A 13,859-nucleotide genomic window follows, 5' to 3' on the forward strand; every position below is an offset into this window, starting at 1 on the left:
CCAGGGCCCCGATGCCTGGCCTGATCCGCCGGTCACCAGCACGGATCCGCGCACAACGCCCTCCCCCAGCGGTCCCGTCTGCGGCGATGTACCGTGACGGGGCAGTCACCGGGCGGTTCGCCTTGTTCAGGGTAGAGGCACGGTTTCGTGTGCGAATCTGGCAAACGACTAGTCAGCTCGCGTTCACTTCTCGTCGGCGACGACGCTCCATTCGACGCCGTACGGGGCGAGGGAGTCCAGGAAGGCGGCCGAGTCGAACGCCTGCGCCGGGCTGAGCACCCCGGCCTTGGCCTCTCCCGCAACCACGCGGCGCGCTGCCTCGACGGTGAACACCGCGGCGCTCCCGTAAATGTCGGTGGCGCGCACCACGCCGGTGGCGCGCCGGCCGTCAACGCCGACAGCCTCGGCCACGATGGTGAAGCCGGAGGCGGGGCGGCGTTCCTCGGAAGGACCCTCGGGCAGCTGGTCGATGATGGCGTCCCCCTCCTCGGCGGGCAACTGCGTGAGCGCGATCAGCTCCGGGCCGAACACGGCCGCGTCGGTGATGATCTCGACGCGCCGGGCCCGCACGTGACGGGGAACGGTCACGATCTCCGCGCCCGGCCACCGCGCCGTCAGCCTCTCCTCGGCCTGGCCGGGGAAGGTGAACGACGTGCGCTTGACGGCCAGGCCCTCGGCGGAGCGCCAGCGCCCGTCCTCGTAGGCGAGATCGCCGTCCCGCAGGACCTGCAGCGATGACCGGATGGTGCCCCGGGTCATGTCGAAGTCGTTGGTCTGGTAGGCGATCGTCAGCTCGTCGAGCGGCTCGACCCGTGCCCCCGCGAGGTGCGCGATCATGTCGCCCGGCAGGATGTCGAAGCCCACCGCCGGGACGACGCTCACCGCGGCCCGCTCCGCCTGCTCGGCGTAGGTGTCGAAGACGTGCCGCAGGAACAGCTGCTCGGCGGAGGTGTCGACATAGTGGACGCCGGCCGTGATGGCCGCCCGGACGACCGGGTCGCCGACGTGGGAGAACGGCCCGGCACAGCCAATGACCACGTCGCAACCCTCGAACGCGCGAGCCAGCGCCGGAGCGTCGTTCACGTCGGCCACGGCGACCTCGGCTCCTTCGGCGACCTCCCGCAGCCGGGACGCGTCCCTTCCGGAGACCACCACGTCGAGCCCTCTGCGGCGCGCTTCGGCCGTGACCAGTCTCCCGGTGTAGCCGCTCGCCCCGTACACCGCGACCTTCATGTCGGACTCTCCTTGCTCGTCGTGATCGATGCCCCGACCATAGAAGCGTACGATCGTACTTGTCAATGCGATCGATCGTATTCCGACGTATCATGACGGCATGCCGACAACCCGCCCCGGAGACGAACGTCGCCGCGCTGTCCTCGAGCGTGCCCTGAACGTGGCCACCCTCGACGGACTGGAAGGCATCACCCTAGGCAAGCTCGCCACCACGCTGGGCATGAGCAAAAGTGGTGTTCAGGGCCTGTTCGGCACCAAACAGGAGCTGCAACTGGAGATCGTGGCGGCGGCGACGCAGGTCTTCGAGGAGCGGGTCCTGCGCGTGGCCGAACGCGCCGAGGACGGGCTCCCCCGGCTGCGGGCGCTGGCTGACGCCTGGATCGGCTATCTCGACACGTTCGACGGCGGATGCTTCTTCTGCGCGGTCGCCCCCGAGTTCGACGGCCGCGAAGGGCCCGTCCGCGACGCGATCGCCGAGGTGGCGCTCACCAGCGACAAGATCCTGCACAAGCAGATCCGCCTCGCCCAGCGCCTGGGCGAACTCGCCGACGACGTGGATGCCGAGCAGCTGATCTTCGAGATTCACGCCGCCGTCCTGCAGGCCAACTACGCCCGCCGGCTGCTCGGCCGGCCGGACGCCTACGACCGTGCGCGCCGGGCCATCCACGATCGCCTCGACCGCGCCCAGCCCGCACGTGCGTAGTCATCGCCCGGCCGTCAGCCTGCCAGGGCGTTGAGCGCGGCGAGGGCCTGCCACACCTTGCCCGCGCCGAGTTCGCTCATGAGGCGCAGCAGGTTGCGCAGGGTCTCCTCGTCGGCGCCGGCGGCCTTGGCCGCCTCGACGTGGGCGCGGAACGGCTCGCCGAGCGTCTGGTGGAAGACATCGACCACCACGCAGAGCAGGGCCCGCTCGCGGGCGGTCAGCAGCGGGCGCTGCCAGCGGCTCTCCTCCTGGTGCCGGAGCCAGCCCGCGAAGTCGCCGTCCACGTCATCGGGCAACGCGGGCGGCTCCCCCGCGGGATCGCCGCTCGGGGAGGTGGTGGAATCCGCGCCGTCCGCGAACTCCCGCATGCGCACGAAGGCCTGCACGACGGCCGGATAGCCGGCGTACGGGGCCAGGTGCCGCAGCACCTCGCGCAGCTCCTGCCAGGACATCCCCGCCTGGAGCCCCAGCGTCAGATGCAGCTCGTACGGCACGCCGAGGTGCCCGTTGCAGACGTCGTTGGCCAGCCAGACCAGCACCTTCTCCCTAAGAGTCAGCCCGGGCACGCTCATCGCGTAGCCGCCGGCCTCCACGGCCATCGTCCCGAAGTCGCCGTCCAGAACGACGACCCGATCAACCGGCAGATCCACCGACATGATCGTTACACCCCCGCAGTGGTCGAAGAAGCAGAAGAGGAGGCTCGGTCGAGGCCGAGCATGCGCAGGAACAGGGCGTCCATCGCGCGGTCCGGCAGCACCCGCTGCAGCCGGGTGAGCAGCTTGGCGTGCCCGCCGACGGGGTAACGCGTGCGCGGCCTGGGCGCGGTCATCGCCTTCACCACGGCACGGGCGATCACCTCCGGAGGGCTGCCCGTACGTTCATGACCTGAGGCGATCTTCTCGATCACGTGCATGAACGTCGCACCGTAATCGGCACGGCCGCGCGCCGGGAACAGCTCGGCGACGGCGCGCCGGCCGTTCTCCACCAGCTTGACGGGGGCCCTGCTCTGCGTGGCGCCCGGCTCCACGATGCTGACCTGAACGCCCCAGGGACGCAGCTCCATGCGCAGCGCGTCGGTCACCGAGACCAGCCCGTGCTTGGCGACCGTGATGGGACCGAGGAACGGCAGAGTGATCCGCCCGCCCTCGGAGCCCACGTTGACGATGCGCCCTCTGGCGCGCTTGATCAGCGGCAGGAACGCCTGGGTCACGGCGAGCTGACCGGTGAGGTTGACCTCCAGATGGTCCCGGAACACCTCCAGCGGCACGAGCTCCATCGGCCACGGCGCGCCGTTCCCGGCGTTGTTGACGAGCCCGGACAGTCCCGCCGCCCCCGTGGCCTCCTGCACCTGCGCCACGGCGGTGGCGATCGACTCTCCGTCGGTGACGTCGATGCGCACGGGGACGATGTCACCGCCGGACGCGGTACGCAGGGCTTCGCCGTCCGCGGGATCGCGGACGCCGGCGAACACGGTGAAGCCCCTGGCCTGCAGCGCCAGAGCGGAAGCGCGGCCGATCCCCGACGAGGTTCCTGTGATCACTACGGATCGCGGCATCGTCGTCTCCTCCCGAGATAACTCAACGATGGTGAGTTCACCATAAACGAGGGCCAACACGAACTCAACACTGGTGAGTTGACTCTGCGGCGAAACCCGGCAGGAAGAACTGTCACACCACGCCGCCCTGCGCCCTCCATAGATCGATCAACTCACCGTCGAAGGAATCGACATGAATCTCTTCCGCCGATCCGTGACCGCGGTGCTCGCCGCGCGCGGCCGCGATGGTCGCGGCCCTTCCGGCGTCCGCCCAGGCCGAGCCTTCCCCTGCGACACCTGGTGCCAGGCCGCCCAGCAGCAGCAACAGGCCAACGCCCTGACCCGCACGCGTTTCTACGACGCCCCCGCTCCCCTGCCCTGGGCGCCTCCACGACCTGCGCGCGGCCCGCCACGCCGTCCCCGGCCTGTCGCGGAGCTGGGCCGTCTGGGGCCACTCGCAAGGAGGGGCCGGGCGCTGGCCGTCGCGAAAACGCAGGTGCGCCGGCCTGAGCCCGGCTACCTCGGCGCCGTGGTCACCTCACCCGGCGCGTCGCCCGCTACCTCGAGCGCAACAGCACGGGGCAGAGCCCGGTGGCCGGTCCGCTGCTGCTGCTCCAGGGCGAGGCCGACACCTTGGTCACCAAGGCCATGACCGATGAGGTGGCCGGCTCGCTGTGCCGGACCGGCTCGCGCGTCGACTACCGGACGTATCCGGGGCTGGCGCACGACACCTATCCCGGCCAGGTCACCGGCGTCGACGACGGCGCCATGCCCGACATCCTCGCGTGGATCGGCGACCGCTTCGACGGCAAGCGGGCCACCTCGACCTGCGCCTGACGCTCCGGGCTTGAAGACAGCACGCCCGATGATCTCGATGGTCGCGTTATCACCGGGCACTAACGTTGTTTTCGTCGGCGTGGCCGCTGCCGATGCGGTGCGGGAACGCGATCGACCGCCGGCCGCACCGGGGCGGCCCGCCTCGCCCGCGCGGACTTCTTGCCCGGCCGGACGGAAAGGCCCGCGGTGACCAGGCCGCCGAGCCCGGCCAGCGTCAGGAGCGCGGCCTCGACCCACAACGCCGTGCCGATGCCCTGCAGGTCATCACTGACCTGCGGCCGGACGCGCCGTCGCGGATCCACCATCACCTCGATGGTCGTGCCGACGTTCGCCTCGCACGCCGCACGATCCGGCTGGGTATCGACGGGGAAGTCGTCGTTCCACTGATCGGCGAAGATCCCGCCCAAGATGTATCGGCAGTGCACGCCACGCCTGGCCTTGTCGTCCACCTGCACCAGGGAGACCCGTGCCTGCTTGGGCACGCCGTACCAGTGCTGGTAGGCCTGCTCCAGGTGGATGGTCCCGTTCACGCCGAGACCGGCACCGAGCAGCATCGCCACAGCGAAACACCCGATCAGGGGCGCCGGGTCCCCCTCCGAGAAGACGCCGGCCACGACACACAGCACGGCACCGGCGAGTATGGCGAGGACCAGCGCCGAAGCCGCCCACCCCATGCTGGCCGTCGCCGCGAACACCCCCACGGCGGCGCTCACGGGCAGCAGGCAGACCAGCAGGAAGGCGGTGCCGGCCAGTAAGGCCCGCGGCACTACACCCATACGTCGCTCAGCCGCCGGCGGCGGCTTACTCTCCTCCTGCGCCACGAAGCTCTCGTCGGAGGATCTTGCCCGAGGCGGAGCGCGGCACCGCGTCGACGAACCGCACCTGACGCACCTTCTTGTACGGGGCCACGAGCCCTGCCACGTACGCCATCACATCGTCCTCGTCCAGCTCGCTGCCCGGCCGCCTGACCACGAAGGCCCTCGGCACCTCGTCGCCCTCCGCATCGTACACACCGACGACGGCGGCGTCGGCGATCGCCTCGCGGGCTCCACCGGCATCAACTGCTGGGGCACGACCGTCCACGCGGCGGCCGGCAAACTGCGCGACCTGCTGGGTGGCTCGATCCCGGCCGAAGGCGTCGAGGTCACCGCCGAGATGCCCGGCAACCCGTACCTCGCCCAGTACGAGATGTACTGCTTCGGCGCCCAGTTCGCCGAGGTCCATGTGCGCGAGGCCACCGGCGAGGTGCGGGTGCTCCTGGCCCGCTCGACCAGCGCCTCATCCGTCTTGGACTTCGCCCGCGACTCCCGCGCGCCGACGGCCTGGTCGAACAGGGACACCACCTCATCCAACTGGTCGCCCACGGCCTGGGCGACGAACGCCAGCAGGATCGGGAACTTGCGCTCCTTGCGCCGCTCCAGCCCCTGGTTGGTAGAACGGCGCGCGACCTGCGCCAGGAACCGGTGCCGCTCGTTCGGCAGCGCCGACACGTCCATCTGGTGGGCGTCGATCGCGCGTAGCCAGGTCAGCTTGTCGATCGCGGTCTTCACCGACGTCGCCGAGGCGTCCCGGGCCGGGCTCCAGTCACTCCAGCCGGGTCATCCCCTGCCCCGCATTCACGGCCGGCATCCGCTCCAGATCGGCGCGAACCTCCGCCGTCAGCAGGTGCCCCACCAACTGCGAGGTCAGATCGGAGGCCGCCTTGCGGGCCGTGCCGACCATCTTGGCCAAGATGAGCACGCCGGGCCGGATCACCTTGGCCACCATCAGATACTCGCGCGCCAGGTTGAACAGCAGCGTCGGCGAGTCATGTTCCATCGCCCGGTCCAGCAGGAACTGCTCCAGCTCCTTCATCGCCTGGCTGCCCGCCTTGGCGATCAGGCCCAGATGATCCGAGCGGGTCTGATCGCGCTTGCCGTACAGCCGCAGCGCCTTCGGGCTCACCCCCAGCCGCTCCGCGACCCGGGCCACAGCCGCCGGCGGAGCCGAGGCCACATCGTCGGGCACAAACCCGAGCCACGGCAGCGTACACAGCTGGACCAGCATGCCCAGCCGGTCAACCGGGCCCCGCCCCTTGCCCGGATCGACGAACGCCACGTCAGCCGACGTCGGCGTGAAATACCGGATCAACTCATCCGCGCTGATCCCCGGGAACGAGCGCAGCTGCTCCAACTGCTCCTCGGGGAACATCTTCTCTGACAACGCACCGCTCCACGTGCCGTACCGAACAAAACCGGAACGAACGTGCCGGCAGTGATCACCAACCTGTCAAATATAGTCGTTTCGCAGGTCAGAGACCACTTCGTTGAAAATTGATTCTGCTACTGAGATCCCATCTCCATGAGAAACACCAGTCGATTGACAGATTCGCTAGAGATCGACGGTGAATAGCGTCGGGGCTGACAAGAACAGCCTCGATGGGAGTACGTGAGATGAGAATGATCGCCCGGTTGATGGTCGCCGTGGTGACCTTGGGCGCGACACTACTGACCGGCGGCTCGGCGCACGCCGCCGATTCGGTGAAGACCTACAACGTGTGGCAGTGGAATGTGTCCGGCTGGAAGATGAACGGCGGGTCCACGACCAACGGAATGGTGGACGCCGCAGCCGATTCGATCCGGACCAGAGACTCGGATTTCGCGGCCTTCAACGAACTCTGCTGGAGTCAGTACCAGGCGCTGCAGAAAAAGCTCATAGAGAACGGCTGGGTGTCCGAGGGCACAAGCTTCGCCCGCTTCGCGGCCATCCGAAACGGGGAAGAATCGGACGATGACCCGGCCTGCAACGAAGAGCCGTTCGGCATCGCCATCTTCAGCCGGCGAGACCTCGGCACCGCCGAGAAGTACGACTTGCCGAAATACACCCAGAACGTCGTGTACAAGCTTCTGTGCGCGCCGCTTGTCGGCCTCCAGCATATGCGGTTCTGCACCACGCACATCACCAGCAAAGACTCGAACATCAACGGAAGCCCCATCAATGAGCAGCAACTGAACGCGGTACAGGAGCATCTCGAGGACCTCTACAACGCCGGCAACACCGTGATCATCGCCGGCGACTTCAACGCACGCCCCCACCTTCAACGGCTCAACGACTGGTACTCTCCGACGGTCAACGGGCCGAACAACCACAACAACACCGGTGCGTACAGGGAGCTCGACGACCTGGATCCGCGATGCCCCGGCGTCGGCGAACCCACCACCCTGGACACGCTCCCCGTTGAGAAACCCTGCAACGACCGCCCCAAGATCGACATGATCTTCGTACGGGAGAGCTTGATCGCCGGCGCGTACTCCGGTGACGCGCTGGGGGAGGGCACCGGGGGCACCGCCTGTGGTGGCGGGCCGTGCTCCGACCACCGCGTGCTGATCGGCACGGTCACGGTCCGCGTCAAGGTCTGACGGCGGGACCACTGAGCGAATTCCCTCTTGAATCCGCAGGTCACAGGCCTTGTGTGAGTTCGGTTGGCGGCGCTCGGGCAGGTGAAGGCGCGAGATCATCCGTCACCGGGTGATCTCGCTGGTGGTCAGCACCAGCAGGGCGCGCAGCAGCATGGTGGCTCGGGCTGCGTTCAGGCGGAGCTTGGTGAGGATTCTCCAGTTCTTCAGGTGGCGAAGCCGTGCTCGACCGGGGCGCGTTCGCTGGCGATCAGCTGGTTGACCTGCTTTTGGGCGGCTGTGAGGGGCTTGCCGCGGGCGGCTTTGTATCCGGTGATGTCGATCGGGTTGTCGCTGTCGTCGTCCAGGCCGACGAAGCCGAGGCCGGCCAGCGCCCAGGCCGGCGTCGCGGAGTTTCTGGGCGAGGTGGTTGTGGCGGGCGGTGGTGATGTCGCTGGAGCGTCCGGGCCGGGCCGCGGAGATCCACAGGACCTCGCTGACCCAGCGGCGCACGGTGCTGGGCGAGACGTCGTTGCCGCCGGCCATGTCGGCCAGGCGCTGGTCATGGCGCAGGACCGCGAGCACGATGACCGCGATCTTGGCTGCGGGGAGTTTGCGCCAGCGTGAACCGATCACTTTCAGGTGGTCGCGTAGCAGGTCGGCGACGAAAGTGACGGTCTTGGACGACAGCGGCAGCGCGGCCTGATAGACAGCAGGTGCGCCCTCGGCGGGCTTCTTGGTAGTGGTCACACGCCGCCAAGCCCCTGCCGGGGCGCTGTTTCTGCGTGAGCGCCGGCAGGGGTTATCGCCGCTGGTCGGGGGTGTGGGGCGGCGGCGAGGCGTCGCGGGCATGGGCGTGGTGACCGCGTCTTGGTGATCGCGGGCCAGGTCAGGATGTCGAGGTCAGGACATCGAGGTGAAACTCCCGGTCGCCGTCTTGCGCAGCCAGCCCCGTTCGGCCAGCCGGTTCGGCTTGGCGCGGGTGCCCTCCACCTGTCCCGATTCGGTGCTCAGCCCCGCTGCCTGCAAATGTCCTTGCAGATCAGCGGGCCGATCGCGGCGGTCACGGTCTGGAGCAGGAGTTGGTAGTCGGTGGGGAGTTCGCCGAGGCCGAAGGTCTGCTGCCGGTGGGGGATCTCGCCGCTGGTCGATGGACGGCACCTGGGAGAAGATCCTGGACGGGCTGCGGACCGGATGTGAGCCCAGGCCCGCGTCTGACTCGCCTTGGAACTTCCACTGCGGGCTGGAGGCCCAGTACAGCGAGGCCATCGTCCACGCGGTCGCCTTCGGCGTGTACACCTGCGGGTCGATGAACACCGGATACACCGTGTCCGGGCCCCGCAGCACGCCCAGGTCGGGCTTCAAGGTCAGCTCGCCGCCGGACGGCACGTCCGCGTCGACGGCCGCCGGCTTGCCGCTCTCGCCCGCTCCCGGCTCCTCGGCCGCGCGCGGCTGTGGCGGATCCGACGCTGGAGTCCCACATCAGCCGGCTGCGCCGCCTCGAACACCGTGCCTCCGGAGCCGTTGTCGGTCACCGACAGCCCACCCGTCTCGGTCTCCTTGACGGTCATGCCGTCGGCGGCCATGCCCAGGCGCAGGCCGGTCAAGCCGGGCGTCGGCCGCGGCCACGGCCGGCTTGACCACCAGCACCTGGCTGTAGCCGTCCTCCTACGCCGTCATCCGCAGATCCACACCGGGCAGGGCGTCCGGGTATGTCGCGGTGTCGCCCTCCAGGCGCGGCGCGGGAAGCGGGCCCGGCCACGACAGCGCCAGGCGGCGGCCCGCCTGGGTCAGCTGCACCAGGGGCTTCTCCCCACCGCCGGAGAAGGTGAGGCCCACCGTGGCGGCCTTGGGCGCCACCATGCCGTCGCCGGTCGTGGCCAGGGTCGTGTCGATCGGCTTCCACGCGCCGGAGATCCTGGTCCGGATCGGGCGCAGGTATTCGCGGGCCTCAAGCTGCCCGTCAGGGATCACGAAGACATCGCTGCTCTCCCCACGCAGCGCGGCCACCTCCACCGGCACGCCCAGTTGCTCGGCCTTGACGGCGGCCTCTTCCTCGCTCGCCTCGACAGGCTCGGCCCCGGCCGCGCTGGACGGCGGCGCGGACGCAGGGGATGGGGTGAGGGCCGATACCGGCCCGGCAGGTAAAGCGGTAAGCATTCACGCCCTGCACATTTCGATGCTGGATGGTCGTGGGGTGTGATCGTCTTTGGGCGTGGATGCTTACAGGCCCACTTGGGACTGGGCCTCCCCGAACGATTTGATGAATCCTCGAAGTATTTGTGACCTGTGTGGCCGCGTACCTATCGTCGCCGCCATGGAAACGTCCCTGACACAGCCGATCAATCCCGCGACGCTCCCGGACGCGACGGGCAACTACACGCATGGCACCTTGGTGGCTGGTGTCCGCCGCACTGTGTTCGTCAGCGGCCAGGTCCCATGGGCCAGGCAGGGCGCAGTTCCCGAAGACTTCGACTCCCAGTGCCGCTTGACGTGGCACAACGTCTTCGCCGTACTGGCCGAGGCCGACATGGGCGTACGAAACCTCGCCAAGGTCACGACGTACCTCTCCGACCGCATGTACCGGGAAGCCAACAGCCGCATCCGCCAAGAGATTCTCGGAGACCACCGTCCTGCTCTCACCATCATCATCACCGACATCTATTCCGAGGAATGGCTGCTGGAAATCGAGGCGATCGCCGTCGAGTGACCGATTATCCGATGTGCGCGTCCAGCAGGTGCCGGCCCAGCGGAGTCAGCTCGTGCCGGGCCGTTCGTGCCACCCGGATGGTGACGACCAGCCCGGCACGTCGCAGATTCGCCACATGCGTCGAGGCGGTTGCCGGCGTGACGTCTAACGCCGCGGCAAGGTCCGTGGTGCCGCAGCCGGGGCGATCGGCAAGAGCCCGCAATACCGCCGCCCGGCGCTCACCGATTGCCCCGGCCAAACGCCCATCTGGCCAGCTGCGCCCACCGTTGTCACGCCAGAACGCCCCGGCCGTGCGCGCCGGATAGAAGAGCATCGGCTGCTGCCGGTCGTTGAGCTGCCGGTGCACACCATCGGTCAGGAACATGCTCGGCACCAAAACCAGCCCGCGGCCGCCGAGGGCGAAATCGGGCGCGCCCGGCCCGTCGAATCCCAGATGCGGATACTCCCAACGCACGTGTGGAGGGCACAAAGTGGCGAGCATGGCGTCCAGACCATGCTGCGCCGCGAGCCGTGCACGATAGGCCACATCCGCCGCCAACTGGGCGTGCAGCCGTGGCCAATCGGCAGCCAGCACCGCTTGGTGGAACGCCGTGAAAGCGTGCCTCAACGTTCGCCGACCGCGGTCGGGATGGTGCAGCAGCGTGTCGACGACCACTGGAACGGTCTCCAGTACGCCGGCGAACGCAGCCGTGTCCTGTTGCACCGGCACGGATGGGTCGTCAAGCGCCGCGTGGAGTTCGTCCTCGAACGACATCGAGTCAGTAGCAGGCTGCGGCGTCAGAAAGTCCGGCAGATGCTGGGTGTGCGCCGAGCACAGTGTCACCACCGGCCGAGCCACCGCAGGCAACACTGCACGCCTGGCATGACGCCACGCGGCCAGGCCAGGCGGCGGTTTCGGCAGCCCGAGGCCACGCGCCGCTTTCAGCGTTTCCTGAAAGGGCAGGATGGCGAATCGGACACGACCGAGGTCCGAGTCGGAGAACACCAGGCGAGGCATACGCCGGAGGTTAGCGGCATCCTCTTTCTATAGAGACATTCAGCCTGCGCGCGACAAGCGACGGGCATTCTGGTCTCGTCACATCGTGTGACTTTGATCATCTCGGCCGGGCGTGGTGAGCTCGTGGGGTGTCTGGCCTGGAGGAGTTGTCGCGCGAGGAGCTGATCGCTCTTGCGCGGGCTCTGGCCGGGCGGGTCAGCGCGCTGGAGAAGGAGAACGGCGAGCTGCGTGAGCGGGTCGCGGTTGGAGCAGTTGATCTCGCGCAACAGCGGGAACTCGGGGATGTCGTCGTCCGGGGATGATCTTCAGGCTGGCACGCATCTGTCGTGTGACTGGTTCACACGGTCACGGCGATCAAGGCGTTTTCCTTGTTGGAGACGCCTGCGGGCAATGTCCTCCGTCAGGAGGCGGGGCCGCACCAATCGGCCAGCGGCCGGGCCAGGTCTCCGTCCCCGGCCCAGGCGAGATGGCCGTCAGGCCGGATCAGCATGCTGCGCATCCCACGATCGGCGGGAATGACGTGCTCGACGCGGTCACTCCAGCCGGACGGCGGAACCAGCGGAGTGCTGAGCACGAACCTGCCGCCGCGCAGTGCCTCGTACAACCTGCCGGCCGCACCGTCGAGCGCGAAGTCGGGTACACGCCGCCCCACCCACGGATGGGCACCTTCGGGTGCGGCGTAGCGATGGGAGATGCCGGAGAGCATGTTGAGGGCCACGGCCCGGCGGATCGGCGTGATCCGCATGGCCGTGCCACTGATCCGGTTGCGGAGCGTACGCAGGAAGGGTGAGCGCAGCAGCGCCATCCGGCTGTAGATCCCGCTGGTGCGCAGAACGGCCCGGCCCACCGGGTGACGCTCGTTGTCGTAGGTGTCCAGCAGGCCGGGCCGGGCCCAGCCGCGTACCGCGGCGACGAGTTTCCAGCTCAGATTGGCCGCGTCCTGCAGGCCGGTGTTCATGCCCTGGCCGCCGGCGGGCACGTGCACGTGGGCGGCGTCGCCGGCGACGAACACGCGCCCGGCCCGGTAACTGGCCGCCTGCCGCTCGTCACTGTGGAAACGCGACATCCAGCGTGGGCTGTGCATGCCGAAATCGGTGCCGTACGCCTTGCCGGTCAGCCACTTCAGCTCCTCCAGGTCGACCGGAGCCTCGTCAGGCAGGTCGCCGTTGAGATGGTTGTAGCAGATGACGCGATACCAGCCGTCGCCGAACGGGGCGATGAACACGAACCCTTCGCGCACCCCGTTGACCGACAGCACGTTCTTGGGCTCCTCGGTCAGCCGGACGTCGGCGAGCATCATCGAGCGGGTCACGGCATGGCCGGGGAAGGCGATGCCGGCCGCCTCGCGAACGACACTGCGCCGCCCGTCGGCACCCACCACGTACAGCGCACGCAGGGTGCTTTCCTCTCTGTCCGGCGTGCGCACGTGCACGCTGACATCGTCGGCGCCCTGTTGCAGGCCGGTGACGGCGTGTCCCGCCAGCAGGTGCACCCCGGCCTCCAGGGCTCGCTTCAGCAGCAGCCGCTCGATCTCGTACTGCGGTGTGATGAGCATGTACGGGAACCGGCCCGGCAGCTCGGCCATCCCGATCATGACGTGGTCCCAGGCGAGCAGACCGGGAACCGTCCTGCCGGTGGCCAGAACCTCCTCGGCCAGGCCGCGCATGTCCAGCACCTCCATCGTGCGGGCGTGCACGGCGAACGCCCTGGACAGCGGCGATTCCTCGGTCCGCCGCTCGACCAGCGTGACCCGGATCCCCGCCTGGGCCAGGTCACCGGCAAGCAATAGCCCGATCGGCCCGGCTCCGACAACGACGACCTCCGCATTCATGCTGCTTTCTCCTTGAAGACGATCGTTCTGAGAAACAGGGACACGCATGAGTCGACGTCCAGCGTCGCGGGGGGCCTCTCGGCCGTGGGCGCGACCAGCAGGACGTTCACCAACGCGTGAATGACCAGGGGTGACACGAGCATGAGGGCCGCGCTGTGCAGATCCAGGTCCTCGATCACGTCCGCGTCCCGTGCCGCCGCCAGCAGCCCTCTGGCCACCGCCATCGCCCGGTCGGGGACGGCGCCGCGGAAGGTCTCCCCCACGTGAGGGAGCCGCGGCGTCTCGGCGATGACGATGCGCGCCAGTTCCATGTACTCCCGGTCCATGAGCCCGGCCAGGAGTTTGTCGGCGAAGTTGCGCAGCTCGCGTTCCAGATCGGTTCTGCAGGTGATGACCGTGGTGGCGACGGGCAACTCTTCGGTGGTGGTGATGAGGTGCTCCAGCACGTCCGCCAGCACGGCCTCCTTGCTCGGATACCGCGTGTACAGGGTTTCCTTCGACACGCCCGCTTCCTTGGCCAGGGCCGCCGTGCTCACGTTGGCGAATCCGTGGCGCAGGAACAACGTTTTCGCCGCCGCCCGAATCTGCACGATCTTCACATCGTCGTGACTCATCCGACACCTCACTAGAACCGAACGGT

19 protein-coding genes are annotated in these 13,859 nt (G+C 68.5%); 5 read left to right on the plus strand and 14 right to left on the minus strand.

Annotation, left to right across the window (positions count from 1 at the left end):
- Window positions 1–183: 183 nt before the first annotated feature.
- Entirely contained in the window at window positions 184–1,233 is a 1,050-nt protein-coding gene (locus tag H4W80_RS09935) for a saccharopine dehydrogenase family protein (protein WP_192784819.1), read from the minus strand.
- A gap of 100 nt (window positions 1,234–1,333) precedes the next feature.
- Between H4W80_RS09935 and H4W80_RS09940 the strand changes: the two genes are divergently transcribed.
- Window positions 1,334–1,936 carry a TetR/AcrR family transcriptional regulator gene (locus H4W80_RS09940; RefSeq protein WP_192784820.1) on the plus strand — a complete coding sequence of 201 codons (603 nt, stop codon included), beginning with the start codon at window positions 1,334–1,336 and terminating at the stop codon, window positions 1,934–1,936.
- Between the two features lie 14 nt (window positions 1,937–1,950).
- Here H4W80_RS09940 and H4W80_RS09945 read toward each other — a convergent pair whose 3' ends face one another.
- The 3 genes from H4W80_RS09945 to H4W80_RS09955 all read right to left on the minus strand — a co-directional run bounded on the left by H4W80_RS09945 (window position 1,951) and on the right by H4W80_RS09955 (window position 3,795).
- On the minus strand, window positions 1,951–2,592 hold the full coding sequence (locus H4W80_RS09945; RefSeq protein WP_192784821.1) for a carboxymuconolactone decarboxylase family protein: 642 nt from the start codon (window positions 2,590–2,592) through the stop codon (window positions 1,951–1,953).
- A 5-nt stretch (window positions 2,593–2,597) separates the two neighbouring features.
- Entirely contained in the window at window positions 2,598–3,491 is an 894-nt protein-coding gene (locus tag H4W80_RS09950) for an SDR family NAD(P)-dependent oxidoreductase (RefSeq protein WP_192784822.1), read from the minus strand.
- Between the two features lie 112 nt (window positions 3,492–3,603).
- Window positions 3,604–3,795 (minus strand): hypothetical protein, encoded by a 192-nt coding sequence (locus H4W80_RS09955; RefSeq protein WP_192784823.1) that lies wholly within the window; start codon window positions 3,793–3,795, stop codon window positions 3,604–3,606.
- 266 nt (window positions 3,796–4,061) lie between these two features.
- Between H4W80_RS09955 and H4W80_RS09960 the strand changes: the two genes are divergently transcribed.
- A complete protein-coding gene (locus tag H4W80_RS09960) occupies window positions 4,062–4,307 on the plus strand; it encodes an alpha/beta hydrolase family protein (protein WP_192784824.1) in 246 nt (81 codons plus the stop codon).
- Window positions 4,308–4,366: 59 nt separating this feature from the next.
- Here H4W80_RS09960 and H4W80_RS09965 read toward each other — a convergent pair whose 3' ends face one another.
- From H4W80_RS09965 to H4W80_RS09975, 4 genes are read right to left on the minus strand one after another with little or no spacing between them, the layout of a single operon-like run.
- Window positions 4,367–5,083, minus strand: coding sequence for a hypothetical protein (locus H4W80_RS09965; RefSeq protein ID WP_192784825.1), 717 nt, complete (start codon window positions 5,081–5,083; stop codon window positions 4,367–4,369).
- 25 nt (window positions 5,084–5,108) lie between these two features.
- On the minus strand, window positions 5,109–5,318 hold the full coding sequence (locus H4W80_RS63495; protein ID WP_318786784.1) for an AMP-binding enzyme: 210 nt from the start codon (window positions 5,316–5,318) through the stop codon (window positions 5,109–5,111).
- A complete protein-coding gene (locus H4W80_RS63500; RefSeq protein ID WP_318786785.1) occupies window positions 5,237–5,857 on the minus strand; it encodes a hypothetical protein in 621 nt (206 codons plus the stop codon). The genes H4W80_RS63495 and H4W80_RS63500 overlap by 82 nt, the downstream gene beginning before the upstream one ends.
- Window positions 5,858–5,891: 34 nt before the next feature.
- Window positions 5,892–6,509 carry a DUF4158 domain-containing protein gene (locus tag H4W80_RS09975; RefSeq protein ID WP_192784827.1) on the minus strand — a complete coding sequence of 206 codons (618 nt, stop codon included), beginning with the start codon at window positions 6,507–6,509 and terminating at the stop codon, window positions 5,892–5,894.
- A gap of 230 nt (window positions 6,510–6,739) precedes the next feature.
- Between H4W80_RS09975 and H4W80_RS09980 the strand changes: the two genes are divergently transcribed.
- A complete protein-coding gene (locus H4W80_RS09980; RefSeq protein ID WP_225963346.1) occupies window positions 6,740–7,705 on the plus strand; it encodes an endonuclease/exonuclease/phosphatase family protein in 966 nt (321 codons plus the stop codon).
- Window positions 7,706–7,807: 102 nt separating this feature from the next.
- On the opposite strand, the gene H4W80_RS09985 is transcribed toward H4W80_RS09980, so the two are convergent.
- The 3 genes from H4W80_RS09985 to H4W80_RS09995 form a co-directional block, all read right to left on the minus strand.
- Window positions 7,808–8,431, minus strand: coding sequence for a hypothetical protein (locus tag H4W80_RS09985; protein WP_225963347.1), 624 nt, complete (start codon window positions 8,429–8,431; stop codon window positions 7,808–7,810).
- Between the two features lie 153 nt (window positions 8,432–8,584).
- Window positions 8,585–9,046 carry a hypothetical protein gene (locus H4W80_RS09990; protein ID WP_192784828.1) on the minus strand — a complete coding sequence of 154 codons (462 nt, stop codon included), beginning with the start codon at window positions 9,044–9,046 and terminating at the stop codon, window positions 8,585–8,587.
- A gap of 303 nt (window positions 9,047–9,349) precedes the next feature.
- A complete protein-coding gene (locus H4W80_RS09995) occupies window positions 9,350–9,841 on the minus strand; it encodes a hypothetical protein (RefSeq protein WP_192784829.1) in 492 nt (163 codons plus the stop codon).
- A 157-nt stretch (window positions 9,842–9,998) separates the two neighbouring features.
- Here H4W80_RS09995 and H4W80_RS10000 point away from each other — a divergent pair, with 157 nt between their 5' ends.
- Window positions 9,999–10,391, plus strand: coding sequence for a RidA family protein (locus H4W80_RS10000; protein WP_192784830.1), 393 nt, complete (start codon window positions 9,999–10,001; stop codon window positions 10,389–10,391).
- 4 nt (window positions 10,392–10,395) lie between these two features.
- Here H4W80_RS10000 and H4W80_RS10005 read toward each other — a convergent pair whose 3' ends face one another.
- Entirely contained in the window at window positions 10,396–11,388 is a 993-nt protein-coding gene (locus H4W80_RS10005; RefSeq protein WP_192784831.1) for a DUF5937 family protein, read from the minus strand.
- A gap of 128 nt (window positions 11,389–11,516) precedes the next feature.
- Here H4W80_RS10005 and H4W80_RS10010 point away from each other — a divergent pair, with 128 nt between their 5' ends.
- Window positions 11,517–11,690 carry a hypothetical protein gene (locus H4W80_RS10010; RefSeq protein ID WP_192784832.1) on the plus strand — a complete coding sequence of 58 codons (174 nt, stop codon included), beginning with the start codon at window positions 11,517–11,519 and terminating at the stop codon, window positions 11,688–11,690.
- A gap of 98 nt (window positions 11,691–11,788) precedes the next feature.
- Here the strand turns inward: H4W80_RS10010 and H4W80_RS10015 are convergent, their stop codons facing one another.
- Together H4W80_RS10015 and H4W80_RS10020 are read right to left on the minus strand one after the other, a co-directional pair.
- Window positions 11,789–13,219 (minus strand): FAD-dependent monooxygenase, encoded by a 1,431-nt coding sequence (locus tag H4W80_RS10015; RefSeq protein WP_225963348.1) that lies wholly within the window; start codon window positions 13,217–13,219, stop codon window positions 11,789–11,791.
- Entirely contained in the window at window positions 13,216–13,833 is a 618-nt protein-coding gene (locus H4W80_RS10020) for a TetR/AcrR family transcriptional regulator (protein ID WP_192784834.1), read from the minus strand. The genes H4W80_RS10015 and H4W80_RS10020 overlap by 4 nt, the downstream gene beginning before the upstream one ends.
- Between the last annotated feature and the right edge of the window lie 26 nt (window positions 13,834–13,859).

The organism is Nonomuraea angiospora, from assembly GCF_014873145.1.
Classification (GTDB): domain Bacteria; phylum Actinomycetota; class Actinomycetes; order Streptosporangiales; family Streptosporangiaceae; genus Nonomuraea; species Nonomuraea angiospora.

Coding starts and splice junctions, on each gene's coding strand:
- H4W80_RS09935 (WP_192784819.1), bottom strand. CDS start 1,233: ATGAAGGTCGCGGTGTACGGGGCGAGCGGCTACACCGGGAGACTGGTC.
- H4W80_RS09940 (WP_192784820.1), top strand. CDS start 1,334: ATGCCGACAACCCGCCCCGGAGACGAACGTCGCCGCGCTGTCCTCGAG.
- H4W80_RS09945 (WP_192784821.1), bottom strand. CDS start 2,592: ATGTCGGTGGATCTGCCGGTTGATCGGGTCGTCGTTCTGGACGGCGAC.
- H4W80_RS09950 (WP_192784822.1), bottom strand. CDS start 3,491: ATGCCGCGATCCGTAGTGATCACAGGAACCTCGTCGGGGATCGGCCGC.
- H4W80_RS09965 (WP_192784825.1), bottom strand. CDS start 5,083: ATGGGTGTAGTGCCGCGGGCCTTACTGGCCGGCACCGCCTTCCTGCTG.
- H4W80_RS09980 (WP_225963346.1), top strand. CDS start 6,740: ATGAGAATGATCGCCCGGTTGATGGTCGCCGTGGTGACCTTGGGCGCG.
- H4W80_RS09995 (WP_192784829.1), bottom strand. CDS start 9,841: ATGCTTACCGCTTTACCTGCCGGGCCGGTATCGGCCCTCACCCCATCC.
- H4W80_RS10000 (WP_192784830.1), top strand. CDS start 9,999: ATGGAAACGTCCCTGACACAGCCGATCAATCCCGCGACGCTCCCGGAC.
- H4W80_RS10005 (WP_192784831.1), bottom strand. CDS start 11,388: ATGCCTCGCCTGGTGTTCTCCGACTCGGACCTCGGTCGTGTCCGATTC.
- H4W80_RS10015 (WP_225963348.1), bottom strand. CDS start 13,219: ATGAATGCGGAGGTCGTCGTTGTCGGAGCCGGGCCGATCGGGCTATTG.
- H4W80_RS10020 (WP_192784834.1), bottom strand. CDS start 13,833: ATGAGTCACGACGATGTGAAGATCGTGCAGATTCGGGCGGCGGCGAAA.